Consider the following 16,033-nt stretch of genomic DNA (forward strand, 5'->3'; position numbering starts at 1 on the left):
TCTTCAATGGCCGGGCGAGCCGGTCGTCTGCGTCTTGCCGGGCGTCGGCTGCTTCACGCGATCCTCGACGTAGCGGCGCACCGCGTCGGCCGCCGTCTGCGCGTCCGCGCCGCCGTACGGCACGGGCGCGACGAGATCCTCCGGCCGCGCGAGCATCGCCGCGAGGTTCGAGTAGGTCGCGCAGCCGAACGGCACGCCGGGCCGCGCGAACCCCGCGTCGACGAGATGCGACGGCTGCATCAACGTCGCGCAATCGGGCGGCACCGCGCGCGTGCCGTCGAAGCCGATCGTCCGCGCATCGGGCAGGTTGACCGGCGGCGGCGCCGACAGGCAGCCCGCGAGCATCAGCGGCAGCAGTGCGGCAACGGTCGATCGGGTTCGCATGCGCGCGCCTCCGGTTCAGTAGACGAAGCCCGCGGCGCCGACGAGGCGCGGCGTATCGCCCGACAGCAGGTCGAGCCCCAGGTTGCGCTGCACCGCGAACTCCAGGTCGCTGCTCGGCTTCGCGACCGTGTCGATCGCCTGCTCGAGCTGGCCGGGCCCCGTCGGCTGCACGATGTACGGCGTGACGATGACGACCACTTCGGTCTTGCTGTCCTGGAAGTTCTTCGACGAGAACAGCCGGCCGATGATCGGCAACCGGCCGAGCCCCGGAATCTGCGACACGGTGTCAGCCGTCTGGCTCTGCAACAGCCCGCCGATCGCGAAACTCTGCCCGCTCGACAGCTCGACCGTCGTCTCGACGCGCCGCACCGTGAGCCCCGGCACCTTGACGCCACCGGTCGTCACGCTGTTGTTCGCATCGACCTCGCTCACTTCCGGCCGCACCTTCAGGCTGATCCGGTTGTCGGCAAGCACGGTCGGCGTGAAATCGAGCGACACGCCGAACGGCTTGAACTCGACCGTGATCGCGCCGGTCGAGGAACCGGCCTGCGCGACCGGGATCGGAATCTCGCCGCCCGCGAGGAAACTCGCGGTCTCGCCGGACATCGCGGTGAGGTTCGGTTCGGCGAGCATCGTGATCAGGCCCTCCTGGTCGAGCGCGTCGAGCACCACGTCGATCGACCAGCGCCCCGCGCGGAATCCGCCGAGCACCGAGAACGCGCCCGTCGGCGACAGGTTGAACAGGCTTGTCGTCGGGTCGAACAGCGTGCGGCCGTTGAACAGCCCGCCGACGAAGTTGCCGGCGCCGCCCAGCGAGCTCCAGTTGATGCCGAGCTGCTGCGTGATGTTGCGGCTCACCTCGGTCACCCGCACGCGCAGGTTCACCTGGATCGGGCGCGACAGCGTGAGGCGGTTGACGATCTTTTCCTTGTCGTGCAGGTACGGCGTGAGCGACTGCATCACGGCGTCCGCATCGGCCGCGCTCGGCACCTTGCCCGACACCATCAGCGAGCCCGGCGCGCCGGACACCGCCAGCTTCAGTTGCGGAAAGCGGCTGTCGAGCACACCCTGCAGCGACGCGGTGTCGACCTGCACGATCACCGTCTTGCGCAGGATCGGGCGATGGTTGGCGCCGAGCGCGATCAGCGTGGTCGTGCCCGCCTTCTTGCCGAACACGAACACGGTACGCGGCGACGGCACCTGGATGTCCGCGATGGCCGGATCGGCGACGAACATCGCGGTCGCGGGCTCGGGCAGCGACAGCAGTTCCCCCTTGCCGGTCGCGATCGACAGCGCCGCGCCCGCGTCCGGCGCCCGCGCGACCTGTGCGGGTACGCCCCCGGACGCGACGCCGCAGGCCAGGCCCAGGAAAGCGATCCAACGAACCATGCGCACCATGCGTGTTCCCGTCAAATGCCGGCCGCCGGGCGGCCGGCCCGAATCGTCAATCCGTCACTGCGCCACCGCTCCCGGCGGCGCAATCGCCTCCGCCGCGACATTGGCGCCGCCCGGTGTCGCGGGCATCGCCGGCCACGCCGGCAGCCCGGACGGCAGCGGCGGCAGGCCCGGCGTGCCGGTCCCGCCGCCACGCGATCCGTCGTCGACCGACGAACCGCGATAGATCACGACCGCATTGTTCCGCCACGTCGGCCGCGCGCCCGTATCCGGCCCGGCGGACGGCCCGCGTGCGGCCTCGCGAGCCGCGCGCGACACGTCGCCGGCCCACACGGGCTGCGTATCGGGCTCGGAATCGGGCTCGTGTGCGTCGCCGCCTGCCGGCTGCCGCCGGTCGCTCGTCGCGAAACTGCGCAGCGCGAGCGACAGCGAGCCGAGGCGTGTCGCCACCAGCACGACCTGCGCGGTGCGCGGCGCGACCTCGAGCGTGACCGTGCGCGCCCGCGCCGGCGCGTCCGGTGCGCTCGCGGGCCCCTTCGCGCGCTGGAATTCGGAACCGACCGCGAGCACGCGCGCACGCCGCACGACCGTCTCCGCTTCGAACGTGCCGGGCGACGTTGCCGAGCCGCCGATCTGCTGCGTCAGCAGCACGTCGACGAAGTCGCCCGGCTGGATCAACCCCGCATTGCCCGACACGTCGTCGACCGGCACCGAGATCGCGCGCATGCCGGGTTGCAGCGCGGCCGCGAGAAAATCCGGCGCGCCGGCCGGAATCACGTTCTCGACGCGAATCGGCGCGCCCGCGCCGACGGGGTTGCGCAGCAGCGCGCCCTTCAGGTCCGCGCCCGGCTGCGACTCGACGAACGCGCCGGCCGGCACCTGCGTGCGCGGCATGCGTTTCCACGCCAGATCGTTGTCGCGCAGCAGCAGCCCTTCCGGCAGGTCGGCGGCGGCGACCCGCACGCTCGCCTGGTCCGTCTCGGCGTGTGCCGACGGCGTCGACGCGGCGACGTACAGTTCGCGCAGGATGAACGCACCGATGCCGGCGGCAACGACGAGCACGGCCAGTCTCAGCGGTTTGGGCATGGCGGCGTGCGTCCCCCCGGCTAGGTCAGTGAAACCGTGTGTGGAAACGACGCCCAAACGGCCAGCGTGCCGCCGAGCGCGAGCGCGACGCCGTACGGCACGCCGCGCGCGCCGACCGCGCGAACCGGCGCGGCGCGCCACGGCCGCGACGCCAGCCACGCGACGCCACACAGGACACCGCCCGCGCCGACACTCGTCAGCACCGGAAACACCCATGCCGGGCCGGCCCACAGGCATACCGCCGCCGCCAGCTTCACGTCGCCTCCGCCGATCCAGCCCGCATGGCGCATGCCGCCGAACAGCAGCAGCATCGCCGCGCCGGTCGCGACATGCCCGGCCAACGGCGCGAGCCCGTCGCGCGCGAGCGCCGCCGCGACGAAATACAGCGCCGAGAACGCCAGCACCGCGCGATTGGACAAGCGCCGGTCGCGCAGATCCTGCGCGGCGAGCGAGGCCAGCAAGAGCGTGGCCACCGACTGCACGAGAATGAGCATGGGAGAGCCGTCCGTCGACACGCCCCGGCCGGATACGTTCTACCGCTGCGGATCCCTGTGTTCGTCGGCGGCGCGCGGGTTCAGGGGATCAGATCAGGCTCGTCACCTTGTTGATCAGCGTCGTGAACACGCTCGGCAAGCCGCCGGTAGTGCTGCTGAGGATCACGCCGACCGCCGCCAGCGCGACCACGACGATGCCGGCCAGCACTGCATATTCGAGCGAGCTGACGCCGCGCTCGTCACGCAGCAGGGACTTGACGTATTGCAGCATGGCAACCTCCGTGTAACGGGGTCGGTGACCGACCGTTGAACGCAAAGACGCTCCGTTGCTCCGGTGTTTGCGCAGGACATTCGCCCATTGCGCTGCATGCGGACGCCCCTGGCACTGGGTCGTTCGCATCCCCCGGAATTCTCTCGATCCCCACTACGCACGGCGTGCAACGCTGACTTCGATCGTTGCCTGCCTGCATCGCCGGTGCGGTCGTCCCCGCACGATGCAACTGCGCTGATTTGTCTAGGGTATAGACAATTTTTCAGGCGAATTCAAATTATTTGGCGTCGGAATGCATTTATGGATTTCACCCTGCACCCGTGAAACCCATACCGTTTATTTGCAGTCGTTTTTTCTCGCGGCATTGCGTATCGTTCTCGTATCGGAACGGGCATGACGACTGTTTCGGCGCATGATTTACCGACCTGCAGCCGAACCGTTTCCATTCGATTTATCGGCATGCGGGAACGATCCGCATGCGTGCGTCCCGCCACGCCCGGCGTGCCATCCCGGCAAAAATGACGGGCTCGTCTCACATTCCACCCGCTTGCCCGCCGCCGTCTTTCGCGCCGATTCGGCAAGCGCTCGCCGCGCGAATCCATGCGCGTCGCCCTCGCTTTTTTCCAATCCGGAATTGACTGATTCAGCATTCGTCTTCAATCGAAATGATTGGAATCCTGAATGACTTTCCAATGCATGTGAATGCGGTTCTCGTCCGCAAAGAACGGAACGCCCGGTGCGGCAACCCGCAAAGCGGCGATAAGCATAGTTCAAATCGTTTCTTGTCCACCCCCATCGCCTCATCGAGAATGATTCGACGGACCGACACCCGTCGCCGCCCCTCCACCGTACTCCTGACCGATCGATTCATGCTTCCACTGCGCCTGCTGCGATCGCTGCTGATCGCGTCCCTCATTACGTTGCCGGCCGCCGCCGCGCATGCCGACAAGCCTGCCACCATCCGCATCGGCGTCGCCCAGCAAGGTGCCGGCGATCCGCCGACCTTCGGCGGATCGAGCGCCGCCACCGTGCAGTTGCAGCAGCTGGTCGAAAAGGAATTCGCCGCCGACGGCATCAAGGTGCAGTGGCTGTTCTTCAAGGGTGCGGGGCCGGCCGTCAACGAGGCGATCGCCAACAAGGCGCTCGACTTCGCGTACCAGGGCGACCTGCCTGCCGTGCTCGCCCGTTCGAACGGGATCAAGACGCGCCTGCTGCTCGCCGCCAGCGTGCGCTCGGGGATCAAGATCGCGGTGCCGCCCGACTCGACGATCCGTTCGATCAAGGACCTGAAAGAGCGCCGCGTGTCGATCTTCCGCGGGACCAACCTGCAACTCGTCGCCGACAACGCGCTCGCGAAGAACGGCCTCGGCGAACGCGACCTGCGCGTGATCAACCTCGACTCCGCCAGCTCGCTCGCCGCGCTCGCGTCGAAAGGCATCGATGCGTCGGTCGGCGACTACCAGTTGTACAAGCTGCGCGATGCGGGGCTCGCCAGGATCATCTACGAATCGCAGAACGACGGCCCGCAGTTGACGCGGCAGACCCACCTGCTCGTACTCGACGATTTCGAGCGCGCGCACCCGGACATCGTGCAGCGCGTCGTCACCGCGTACGTGAAAGGCGCGCAATGGTCGTCCGACGAGGCGAACCGCGATGCGCTGTTCAAGCTGTGGGCGAAGAGCGGCGTGCCGTATGCATCGTGGCAGGCCGACTATGCGAACCAGCGCCTGAAGGACCGGCTGTCCCCGCTGATCGACCCGTTCGTCGTCGCACGCTACAAGGCCGTCGCGCAGGACGCGCTGAACCTGAAGCTGATCCGGCAGCCGGTCGACGTTGACGGCTGGTTCGAGCCGAAGTATCTCGACAACGCGCTGCGCACGCTGAAGCTCGAACACTACTGGCAGCGTTACGACGCGGCCGGCAAGCCCCTCTCCTGACCCGGACCTGCGCCGATGAGCGACACCGCGTTTTCGATTCCGTCGTCCGAGCGTCATGCGCTCGCCACGCCGACACGCCGCGCGGCAGTCGTGACGCGGCTCGCGTGGCAGCTCGCACCATGGGCGCTGCCCGCACTGCTGTTCGCGCTGTGGACGGTCGGCAGCGCGCGCGGCTGGATCGCGCCGCAGATCCTGCCGCCGCCCGAACGCGTGTACGAATCGCTCGCGGACCTCGCGACGAGCGGCGATCTCGTGCGCCACACGCTGATCAGCCTGCAACGCGTGATGGTCGGCTTTGCGGCCGGCACGCTGCTAGGATTTTCAATCGGCGTCGCGCTCGGCCTGTCGCGCACGCTGGAAGCCTATGTCCTGCCGAGCTTCAACGCGCTCGTGCAGATTCCGGTGCTCGGCTGGCTGCCGTTCCTGCTGCTGCTCGTCGGCGTCGGCGAACCGCTGAAATACCTGCTGATCGCGCATGCGGCACTCGTCCCCGTCACGCTGAGCACGTTGCAGGGATTCCGCCAGACGCCGCCCGCGCTCGACGAAGTCGCACGCGTGTTCGGCTATACGCGCCGGCAACGCATCGTCCATGTCGTGCTGCCGGCCGCGATCCCGACGCTCGCGACCGGCGTACGGCTCGCCTTCACGAAATCGTGGCTCGCGCTCGTCGTCGTCGAGCTGGTCGCGTCGTCCGAAGGGCTCGGCTACCTGATCGTGTACGGGCGGCAACTGTTCCAGCTCGACCTCGTGATGGCGGCCGTGGTCGTGGTCGGCGCGGTCGGCCTGCTGATCAACCGGCTGCTCGACGCGCTCGAGGCACGCCTGCGCCGCGGCGTACCGTCCGCGTTTCGCGGCTGAGCCGGTCCGCCCAATCGAAGGAGATTCACCCGTGCCGGATTCCGCCCCGCCCGCACTCACGCCGGAAGCCCCGCCGCCGCCCGCCCGCCGCCTGCACGTACCCGACTGGCGCGGCTTCGTGCTTCCGGTCGTTGCGTTCGCACTCTGGTGGGCGATCGCGTCCGCGCATCTCGTGAAAAGCGGGTTGCTCGTCGGCCCGTCCGACGTGCTGCGCACCGCATGGGCGCAGGCCACGAGCGGCGCGCTCGGCCGCGCGTTGTCCGCGTCGCTCGCGCGCGAAGCGTGCGGCTTCGCGATCGGCGCGACGGGCGGCCTGCTGCTCGGCGCCGCGCTCGGGCTGTCGCGCGTCGCCGCGCGAATGGTCGGTCCGAGCTTCGACACGTTCAAGCAGATCTCGCTGTTTGCATGGATTCCGCTGATTTCCGTGTGGTTCGGCCTCGGCGACGCCGCCAAGGTCGTATTCCTGTCGCTCGCCGCGCTGCTGCCCGTCGCCGCGCACACCTGCGACGGCATTCACGCGGTGCCGCGGACGTATGTCGACGTCGCCCGCGCGCTGCGCTACTCGCGACTCCAGCTCATTCGCCACGTGATCCTGCCGGCCGCGCTGCCGTCGATCTTCACCGGCCTGTATCTCGGCCTGATCTATTCGTGGCTTGCAACGCTCGGCGCCGAATACCTGCTGGTCGCAGGCAGCGGCATCGGCAACACGCTGATCGACGGCAGCGAGCAGTTCCGGATGGATCTCGTGCTGTTCGGGATCATCGTCGTCGGCGTGACCGGCTGGGCACTGAACGCGATCGCACGTGCGATCGAGCGCAAGGTGCTGGCCCGTCGCGGCGACCTGCCGCGCTGATCGTCCGTCCCTCATCCACTGCACCCTTCATCGCCCCGCCATGACGACGCTCGCCTCCGATTCGCTCGACATCCTCCATGTGAGCAAGCACTACGCGCAACGCGGCGCGACGCTCGCCGTGCTCGACGACGTATCGCTTCACGTACGCGCCGGCGAATTCGTCACGATCGTCGGCGCGAGCGGCTGCGGCAAATCGACCCTGCTGCGGCTGGTTGCCGGGCTCGACACCGACTATGCCGGCGAGATCCGTGCCGGCGGCGAACGCGTACGCGATACGTCGCTGCAACGCGGGATCGTCTTCCAGGATCACCGGCTGTTCCCGTGGCTGACCGTCGAACAGAACATCGCCGCCGCGCTGCGCAACGCGCCGCTCGACACCGCCGCGAAGCGGCGCGCGGTCGCGGATCACATCGCGCTCGTCGGGTTGAACGGCTTCGAGCATGCCTTTCCGAACCAGTTGTCGGGCGGGATGGCCCAGCGCGTCGCGATCGCACGTGGCCTCGTGAACCGCCCGCGCGTACTGCTGCTCGACGAGCCGTTCGGCGCGCTCGACGCGCAGACGCGTGCGCGGATGCAGAACGAACTGCTGCGCATCTGGGAACAGGAGCGCATCACGATGATGCTCGTCACGCACGACGTCGACGAAGCCGTCTATCTCGGCGACCGCGTCGTCACGATGGCGCCGCGCCCGGGCCGCATCGAGCGCATCGTCGATGTCGCGCTGCCGCGGCCGCGCCGGCGCGATTCGCCGGAATTCGCGCGGTTGCGCAACACGGTGCTCGCCGATTTCGACGACAGCGAACCACCGCGCAACGGCGGCACGGACGGCAAGCGCGTCGATACGCCGCGCCCGCACCCGATCGGCGAATGGCGGCTCGCATGGTAGCGGCGTCGCGCGGCCGGATTGCTCTGCATCACGTATCGTTCATCGCAGCGGGAACGCTAAGGTTGTGACGATTCATCGGTTCCGGTTCAGCGCAGTCCCTGCTTGAATGGAGACTCGACCGATCCGACTCCAGGAGATTCACGATGTCCGAAGTCCAGCACGCCGCACAACCGTCTTCGCATGCTTCGCACGCCGCGCCGCGCACGGCCGCCGTTCCGCTTCAGCTTCGCCAGGTCGCCGGCCGGATCGGCGCCGAAATCGCCGGTGTCAGGCTGACGGCCACGCTCGACGACGCGACGTTCGACGCGGTCCATGCCGCGCTGCTGCGCCACAAGGTGCTGTTCTTCCGTGGCCAGCACCATCTCGACGACACCGCACAAGAAGCGTTCGCACGCCGCTTCGGCGAGACGGTCGCCCACCCGACCGTGCCGTCCGTCGACGGCAGCGCCCATCTGCTCGAACTCGATTCCGCGCACGGCGCGCGCGCCAATTCGTGGCACACCGACGTGACGTTCGTCGATGCATACCCGAAGATCTCGATCCTGCGCGCGCTCGTGATTCCGCCGTTCGGCGGCGATACCGTGTGGGCCAATACGGCCGCCGCCTACGCGCATCTCCCCGATCCGCTGCGCGCACTCGCCGACACGCTGTGGGCGCTGCACACCAACGCCTACGACTACGCGTCGACGCATGTGCATGCCGACGACACGCAACTGAAGCGCTACCGCGAAGTGTTCACGTCGACCGTCTATGAAACCGAGCATCCGGTCGTGCGCGTGCATCCGGAAACCGGCGAGCGTACGCTCGTGCTCGGCCACTTCGTGCAGCGGCTCAAGGGGCTGTCGTCGCAGGATTCCGCGCACCTGCTGCAGGTCTTCCACGAGCATGTGACGCGTCTCGAGAACACCGTGCGCTGGAACTGGCAGGAAGGCGACGTCGCGATCTGGGACAACCGCGCGACGCAGCACTACGCGATCAACGACTACGGCGATGCGCGCCGCGTCGTGCGCCGCGCGACCGTTCACGGCGACGTGCCGGTCGGCATCGACGGCCGCCAGAGCGTCGTGCTGAAAGGGCCGGGCGCAACGCTGCAGTAACGCCCGTATCACGCGGCGGCGTCATGTCCTGCGCGCCGCCGCGCCACCCCTTGCCAAAGATTCGATCATGAGCGTCCCGTCACCGCACCGACACTTGCACGCGCAACGATGTCGGCCCTCCGCCCCGTTCACTTCCGCCAGGAGCGTCGCATGAGCGCCCTACTCGAACCCGCCGCCCAGCCGGTCGACGTGATTCCGCTGTCCGCCCATATCGGTGCGGAAATCCGCGGCGTCGACCTCACGCAACCGTTGACCACGCCGCAGATCGCGGCGATCCGCGCCGCGCTGCTGAGATGGCGCGTCATCTTCTTCCGCGAACAGTTCCTCACGCACGAGCAGCATGTCGCGTTCTCCGCGCAGTTCGGCGAACCGACGGTCGGCCACCCGGTGTTCGGGCATGTCGACGGCCATCCGGCCGTCTACTCGATCGCGAAGCACCGCAAGGCGACCCGCTTCGAAGGGGAACCGGTGCGCCGGCCGTGGACCGGCTGGCACACCGACGTGACGGCCGCCGTGAATCCGCCGTGGGCGTCGATCCTGCGCGGCGTGACGATCCCGCCGTACGGCGGCGACACGCACTGGACGAATCTCGTGCGGGCCTACGAGACGCTGTCCGCTCCGCTGCGCGGCTTCGTCGACGGCTTGCGCGGCCTCCACCGCTTCACGCCGCCGGCTGGTGCGCGCGCGACCGGCGCGTTCGACGAGGCCGTCGAACGCCGCCCGCTCGTGACCGAGCATCCGCTCGTGCGCGTGCATCCGGAGACGGGCGAACGCGCGCTGTATGTGAGCCCGAGCTTCCTGAAATCGATCGTCGGGCTGACGCCGCGCGAGAGCCAGGCGCTGCTCGAACTCCTGTGGGAGCACGTGACGCGGCCGGAATTCACGATCCGCTTCAAGTGGGAACCGCGCAGCATCGCGTTCTGGGACAACCGTGCGACCGCGCATCTTGCACCGGTCGACATCTTCGATCTCGACTTCGACCGCCAGCTCTACCGCACGACGCTGACCGGCGATGTGCCGGTCGGCCCCGACGGCCGGCCGTCGGTTGCGCTCGAAGGCTCGCCGGTCGAAACGGCCGCGGCCGTCGCGCTGAACTGACCCGGCCGATTCAACCGACCACTGCCGACACCGGCGCGCACGAGCGCGCCGGCCGCTTCCCGATCAATCGAGCCACACGCCGTCGAACCGGTGCCCGCCGAGCGGCGAGAACGTCAGCCCGTGGACACGCCTGGAGATCGGCAGCGACACGATCGACGTCGCGATCGGCGTGAACGGCACCTGGTCCTTGAACACGACTTGCGCCTGCTCGTACAGCGACGTGCGCTTGGCGACATCCGCGTTCGAGCGTGCCGCGCTGACGAGTCGTTCGAAATCCTGATTGCACCACTTCGCGAGGTTGCTGCCGTGCACCGCGTCGCAGCCGAGCAGCGTGCCGAGCCAGTTGTCGGGGTCGCCGTTGTCGCCCGACCAGCCGTACAGGATCGCGTCATGCTGGCCATCGTGCTTCGCGCGGCGGTTGTATTCGCCCCACTCGTAGCTGACGATCTTCGCGCGCACGCCGATCTTCGCCCAGTCCTGCTGGATCAGCTGCGCCATCAACTGCGCATTCGGGTTGTACGGACGCTGCACCGGCATCGCCCACAGCGTCAGGTCGAAGCCGTTCGGGAACCCGGCCTGCGCGAGCAGCGCCTTCGCAGCGGCCGGATCGCGCGGCGCGTCCTTCAGGCGCGGGTTGTACGACCATTGCGCGGGCGGCATCGGGTTCGTCGCGATCTTCGCGTCGCCGTTGAACACGGTCTTCACGATCGCCGTCTTGTCGATCGCGATGTCGAGCGCGCGCCGCACGTCGACGCGATCGAGCGGCGCATGCTGCGTGTTGTACGCGACGAAGCCGACGTTGAACCCCATCCCCGAGAACAGCGACAGCTTCGGATCGCGCCGCACCGTCTCGAGATCGGCCGGGCGCGGGAACACCGATACCTGGCACTCGCCGGCCACCAGCTTCTGCAGGCGCGCGGCCGGATCGGGCGTGATCGCGAACACGAGGCGCGCGAGCTTCACGTCGTCCGGCTTCCAGTAGTCGGGATTCGCGTCGTAGCGGATCAGCGCGTCCTTCTGGTACGTGCGCAGCAGGAACGGCCCCGTGCCGACCGGGAACTGGTTGATGTCGGACTCGCGATGCCGCGCGGCAAGCTGCGACGCATATTCGGCCGACAGCACCGATGCGAACGCCATCGCCAGGTTGCGCACGAACACGACGTCGGGCGTCTTCAGCACGAAGCGCACCGTGTAGTCGTCGATCTTCTCGATACGCTCGACGTTGCGGTCGAAGCCGAGATCGCTGAAATACGGGAAGCTGACCGGGTACGCCTTGCGGAACGGATCGTCCGGATCGAGCATGCGGCGGAACGTGAACACGACGTCGTCGGCCTGGAACGGCCGCGTCGGCTTGAACCAGGCAGTCGTCTGGAATTTCACGCCACGCCGCAAATGGAAGGTGATCGTGCGCTGGTCGGGCGATACGTCCCAGCTCGTCGCGAGCGACGGTTCGAGATCGAGCGTACCGCGCTTGAACTGCACGAGCCCGTTGTAGATGGTGTACGTGCTCGCATCGAAATCCGTGCTCGTCGTGTGCTGGCCCGGATCGAAACCGGCCGGGCTGCCTTCGGTGCAGTACACGAGCGTCTTGCCGGCCGGCGCGGCAAGCGCCGGTGTCGCCGCGCCGGCGAACAGCAGCGACGCGGCGATGCAGCGAAGCGCGACGGCGGCACGCGGTACGCCGCGCGTACGACGCGCGGCTGACGAAACGTAAGCGTTCTTCATGGTGGCGGAGAGAAAGGATGGCTGTCATGCGAATGACGACGGCCGATCTTCGCGCGCATCGCGCCGATCGCTTACCAATTAATTCGGCGTTGCTTATCGTCGCCGATGCATCCCGCTGCCCGTGCATGAAAACGTCCACGCGAGCGCCGGCGCACGATCCGGCAGCCGTTCGCGCCGCCGCCTTCAGGCCCCCTGCAGACTTTCCCGAATCGGCGCATCGTATCGGCTGGCAAACGCCGGCGCCGGCGCGCCGGGATCCGCCCGGCGCCGCAGCGCCGTCGAGTCATGGAGGACCCACGATGTCGATCAGTCCCGATACGCCCTCTCGCCCCGTGAAATCGCCGGGCCCCGACCATCCGATCACGATCGAACCGCATCCGCGGCGCGTGGTGGTGAAGGTGGCCGGCAAGGTCGTCGCCGATACGCGCCATGCGCTGGCGCTGCGCGAGGCCAGCTATCCGGCCGTGCTCTACCTGCCGCGCGAAGACGCCGACATGTCGCTGCTGCAACGCACGGATCACGCGACCTACTGCCCGTACAAGGGCGACTGCGCGTACTACTCGATCCCGGCCGGCGGCGAACGCGCAACCAACGCGGTATGGACCTACGAGCATCCGTATCCGGCCGTCGAAGCGATTCGCGGGCACCTCGCGTTCTATCCGGATCGCGTCGACTCGATCGAGGAAAGCCCGGCCGGCACCGATTGAGCACCGCCGTGCCGCTGATTTGCATATACGCAATCGTTGGTTGGCCACCGGCCGGCGCGGCCGTATCGTCCTGAATCCGGCGCGGGCCGGCCGGTGGCGTGCATCGCCCGCATCCGGCCCTGCCTTGCGCCGGCCGCGCCGTCCACGCGCGCGACCCGTGAACCCGCACGCAGGATGACCCGATGACCGACACACCGCACGCAGACGCTGAAACGACACCGGCAAACCCGCGCCGCCGCCAATGGCTGCACGGCGCAGCCGCCGGTCTGGCCGGGCTCGCGCTCGGGCCGCTCGCGGCCGGCCCCGCCCGGGCCGACGACACGGGCACGCGGCTGCGCATCGGCTTCCAGAAGTACGGCAACTTCGTCGTGCTCAAGGCACGCGGCACGCTCGAGAAGCGTCTCGCGAACCAGGGCGTCACCGTGCAGTGGCTCGAATTCCCCGCCGGTCCGCAACTGCTCGAAGGGCTGAACGCCGGCGCGATCGACGTCGGCACGGTCGGCGAAACGCCGCCGATCTTCGCGCAGGCCGGCGGCGTCGATTTCGTCTATATCGGCAACGAGCCGCCCGCGCCGCAGGGCGAGGCGATCATCGTGCTGCCCGATTCGCCGATCCGCACCGTCGCGCAACTGCGCGGCAAGAAGGTGGCGTTCAACAAGGGCTCGAACGTCCACTTCCTGCTCGTGAAGGCACTCGAACGCGCGGGCCTGACGTATGCGGACATCCAGCCGATCTACCTGACGCCCGCCGACGCGCGCGCCGCGTTCGTGCAGCGCAGTATCGATGCGTGGGTGATCTGGGATCCGTATTTCGCCGCCGCCGAGCGGCAGCTCGGCGCGCGCGTGGTCGCGAACGGCGACGGGCTGGTGCGCAACACGCAGTACTACCTCGCCGCGCGCAAGTATGCGGCCGCCCACCCGCAGGTGCTGCGCACGCTGCTCGACGAAGTCGACGCGGTCGACCGCTGGGCGCGCGATCACGTTCCCGAGGTCGCCACGCAACTGTCGCCGCTCGTCGGCCTCGACGCGCCGACGCTCGAAGTCGCGCTCAAGCGCGCCGGCTACGGCGTGCAGCCTATCACCGATGCGACGGTCGCGTATCAGCAGAACATCGCCGACACGTTCAGCACGCTGAAGCTGATTCCCGGCAAGCTGTCGGTCGCCAGCGCGCGCTGACGCGTTACCGCGCGAGCGCGGCGCCGATGCGCCGCCATTCGTCGTAGTCGGTGACGAGGCCCGCGCCATCGATCGCGATATCGGCCGCATACGTGCCGCTCTCGTAGCGATAGCGGTGCGGCGCCGTGCGGGTATAGCGCTGTTCGCCACGCATGAAGTCGAAATCCGGAAACCGCAGCCACGCGGTGCGGATCACGGCCGATTCGCCGACGGCGAGCGCGAGCCGCCGGATCGGCAGCGTATTGGTCGACGGGCTGAAACCGAGGTCGATATCGGTCGCGCCCGCGAGCGCCGGCGCATCGACACCGTCGACCGTCCATAGGCCTGCATCGCAGGCGATGTCCCACTGCTGCTGCGACGTGCCGACCCAACGTGTCACGCGTGCCGAGCGCGTGAGCCAGTCGGCGCCGCATGCAATCGCGTAGTCGACGCGAAACGGCGCGCCGTCGATCGCACCCGACACCGAGCCCGACAGGTCGATGCCCGAGTGCGATTCGACGAGCCGGCACCATTCGCACGCCTGCCACGTCTGCACGATCTGCCATGCGACACAGTGCGTGCGCACGGCTTCGTCCTGCTGCGTCATGTCGTCTCCTGTCGGTCGCGCGGAAGCCGATTGTCGCTCATCGTGCCGATGAACACACGCGGCTTCGCCGGCCGCTATTCCGGGAGCAGGCTGCGCAAACGCACGCTGCGTCATCGCCGCGAACCGGACGCGGCCATGCCCGGCGCGAGCACCCCGCGCGCTACCTGCCGACGTGCGCTGCGCACAGGCTTGCCGCACACGGCGGCGTTCAAAAGAGATCGATGAGAACGCAACGAACCATGCCGTGCGTCAACCAGGCGCTGTCGAAACGGACAGATCGCGGCGAAGGTTACGGCGCGTCAGGGTTTGGCGGTAGGTTGTCGAGCCGATAGCCAATATCGGCACGATGCACATCCCTCGCGGAATGGCGCTTTAGTACCATCTTTCGATTGAAAAACGGATCGACATGCGAAATATTTTCCGGCTGGTTGTGAATACGTTGTATTTACCGGAAGATTCTTCGCATGCGGCGCGCATTACACGCCATCCGGGAATGAATCATGGAATTTCGGTGTGGATTATAAGCCGATTCTAATCAGACAAGAGGCGCGATTTCATGGATTTGTTGGCGACGATGCGGATCTACGTCAGGGTCGTAGAGCGCGGGACGATGTCCGGCGCGGCCCGGGATCTCGACATGGGCCAGCCGGCCGTCAGCGAGCGCATCGACAAGCTCGAGAAATTTCTCGGCACCCGGCTGCTGATGCGCAGTGCGCGCACGCTCAACTGCACGGAAGAAGGCCGGATCTTCTACGCGCGCAGCAAGGAGTTGCTCGAAGCGGCGGAAGACACGATTGCCGCGGTATCGAAAACGGAAAACACGCTCGTCGGCACGATCCGGCTCGCGGCGCCGCAATGCTTCGGCGAGGTCGTGATGCCGCACGCGCTGATGCAGATCCGCGCGGCCTACCCGCGGCTGCACATCGACCTGGTGCTGAACGACAACATCGTCGATCCGGTCACGGAAGGCGTCGACATTTCGATGCGTCTCGGCCAGCTCGGCGACGGCGGGTTCGTCGCGCATCCGATCGGTGAAGTCGGCCGCGTGCTCGTGGCCGCGCCGTCGTATCTCGACCGGTTCGGCCCGATCGAAACGAAGGCCGACCTCGCGAGCCATCCGTTCATCCGCGTGAAAGGCATCTTCGCGAACGAGCAGCTGCCGCTGCAGGATGAAGACAAGACCGTGGAATACGCGCGGATCCAGACGGTGATGACGACGAGCCACTGGCGCCCGATGTACGACACGATCGTGGCCGGCGGCGGCATCGGCGTGGTCCAGTTGCCGGCCTGCATCACCGCATTCCAGCAGGGGAAGCTCGTCGAGATCCTGCCGCGCCATACGATCCCCGACTACGCGCTCAATGCGCTCGTGCAGGCGCAACGGCCGCTGCCGCCACGCGTGCGCGCAGTCGTCGACCTGCTGAAGAAGGAGGTCCCGCTGCTGCTGACGAAACGTCGCCGGTAGCCGTCACCGGCCACCG

General features: G+C 68.0%; 16 protein-coding genes. 9 read left to right on the forward strand and 7 right to left on the reverse strand.

What is annotated here, in order from left to right:
- Window positions 1–3: 3 nt before the first annotated feature.
- The 5 genes from HWX87_RS03740 to HWX87_RS03760 all read right to left on the reverse strand — a co-directional run bounded on the left by HWX87_RS03740 (window position 4) and on the right by HWX87_RS03760 (window position 3,630).
- A complete protein-coding gene (locus tag HWX87_RS03740) occupies window positions 4–384 on the reverse strand; it encodes a CpaD family pilus assembly lipoprotein (protein ID WP_176045857.1) in 381 nt (126 codons plus the stop codon).
- A gap of 15 nt (window positions 385–399) precedes the next feature.
- Window positions 400–1,782 carry a type II and III secretion system protein family protein gene (locus HWX87_RS03745; protein ID WP_176045858.1) on the reverse strand — a complete coding sequence of 461 codons (1,383 nt, stop codon included), beginning with the start codon at window positions 1,780–1,782 and terminating at the stop codon, window positions 400–402.
- Between the two features lie 54 nt (window positions 1,783–1,836).
- On the reverse strand, window positions 1,837–2,865 hold the full coding sequence (gene cpaB / locus HWX87_RS03750) for a Flp pilus assembly protein CpaB (protein WP_176045859.1): 1,029 nt from the start codon (window positions 2,863–2,865) through the stop codon (window positions 1,837–1,839).
- 20 nt (window positions 2,866–2,885) lie between these two features.
- Window positions 2,886–3,359, reverse strand: coding sequence for a prepilin peptidase (locus HWX87_RS03755; protein WP_176045860.1), 474 nt, complete (start codon window positions 3,357–3,359; stop codon window positions 2,886–2,888).
- Window positions 3,360–3,447: 88 nt separating this feature from the next.
- Window positions 3,448–3,630, reverse strand: a complete 183-nt coding sequence (locus tag HWX87_RS03760; RefSeq protein ID WP_059529847.1) for a Flp family type IVb pilin — start codon at window positions 3,628–3,630, stop codon at window positions 3,448–3,450.
- 869 nt (window positions 3,631–4,499) lie between these two features.
- Here HWX87_RS03760 and HWX87_RS03765 point away from each other — a divergent pair.
- From HWX87_RS03765 to HWX87_RS03790, 6 genes are all read left to right on the forward strand, one after another.
- The gene (locus tag HWX87_RS03765) at window positions 4,500–5,567 is read left to right on the forward strand and encodes an ABC transporter substrate-binding protein (RefSeq protein ID WP_176045861.1); all 1,068 of its coding nucleotides are present in this window, start codon (window positions 4,500–4,502) and stop codon (window positions 5,565–5,567) included.
- 15 nt (window positions 5,568–5,582) lie between these two features.
- Window positions 5,583–6,425, forward strand: a complete 843-nt coding sequence (locus HWX87_RS03770; protein ID WP_176045862.1) for an ABC transporter permease — start codon at window positions 5,583–5,585, stop codon at window positions 6,423–6,425.
- 31 nt (window positions 6,426–6,456) lie between these two features.
- Window positions 6,457–7,278 carry an ABC transporter permease gene (locus HWX87_RS03775; protein ID WP_176045863.1) on the forward strand — a complete coding sequence of 274 codons (822 nt, stop codon included), beginning with the start codon at window positions 6,457–6,459 and terminating at the stop codon, window positions 7,276–7,278.
- A 40-nt stretch (window positions 7,279–7,318) separates the two neighbouring features.
- Window positions 7,319–8,164: an ABC transporter ATP-binding protein gene (locus HWX87_RS03780; protein WP_176045864.1), complete on the forward strand. Its 846-nt coding sequence runs from the start codon at window positions 7,319–7,321 to the stop codon at window positions 8,162–8,164.
- 143 nt (window positions 8,165–8,307) lie between these two features.
- A complete protein-coding gene (locus tag HWX87_RS03785; RefSeq protein WP_176045865.1) occupies window positions 8,308–9,261 on the forward strand; it encodes a TauD/TfdA family dioxygenase in 954 nt (317 codons plus the stop codon).
- 150 nt (window positions 9,262–9,411) lie between these two features.
- Window positions 9,412–10,359: a TauD/TfdA family dioxygenase gene (locus HWX87_RS03790; RefSeq protein WP_176045866.1), complete on the forward strand. Its 948-nt coding sequence runs from the start codon at window positions 9,412–9,414 to the stop codon at window positions 10,357–10,359.
- 63 nt (window positions 10,360–10,422) lie between these two features.
- Here HWX87_RS03790 and HWX87_RS03795 read toward each other — a convergent pair whose 3' ends face one another.
- Window positions 10,423–12,084 (reverse strand): ABC transporter substrate-binding protein, encoded by a 1,662-nt coding sequence (locus tag HWX87_RS03795; RefSeq protein ID WP_176045867.1) that lies wholly within the window; start codon window positions 12,082–12,084, stop codon window positions 10,423–10,425.
- A 299-nt stretch (window positions 12,085–12,383) separates the two neighbouring features.
- Here HWX87_RS03795 and HWX87_RS03800 point away from each other — a divergent pair, with 299 nt between their 5' ends.
- Window positions 12,384–12,791 (forward strand): DUF427 domain-containing protein, encoded by a 408-nt coding sequence (locus HWX87_RS03800; protein WP_176045868.1) that lies wholly within the window; start codon window positions 12,384–12,386, stop codon window positions 12,789–12,791.
- A gap of 182 nt (window positions 12,792–12,973) precedes the next feature.
- Window positions 12,974–13,966 carry a sulfonate ABC transporter substrate-binding protein gene (locus HWX87_RS03805; protein WP_176045869.1) on the forward strand — a complete coding sequence of 331 codons (993 nt, stop codon included), beginning with the start codon at window positions 12,974–12,976 and terminating at the stop codon, window positions 13,964–13,966.
- A 4-nt stretch (window positions 13,967–13,970) separates the two neighbouring features.
- On the opposite strand, the gene HWX87_RS03810 is transcribed toward HWX87_RS03805, so the two are convergent.
- Window positions 13,971–14,552, reverse strand: a complete 582-nt coding sequence (locus HWX87_RS03810; protein WP_176045870.1) for a putative glycolipid-binding domain-containing protein — start codon at window positions 14,550–14,552, stop codon at window positions 13,971–13,973.
- A gap of 556 nt (window positions 14,553–15,108) precedes the next feature.
- Here HWX87_RS03810 and HWX87_RS03815 point away from each other — a divergent pair.
- Window positions 15,109–16,017, forward strand: coding sequence for a LysR family transcriptional regulator (locus HWX87_RS03815; RefSeq protein WP_176045871.1), 909 nt, complete (start codon window positions 15,109–15,111; stop codon window positions 16,015–16,017).
- Window positions 16,018–16,033: the final 16 nt, after the last annotated feature.

It is taken from the genome of Burkholderia sp. BCC1644, assembly GCF_902833225.1.
Classification (GTDB): domain Bacteria; phylum Pseudomonadota; class Gammaproteobacteria; order Burkholderiales; family Burkholderiaceae; genus Burkholderia.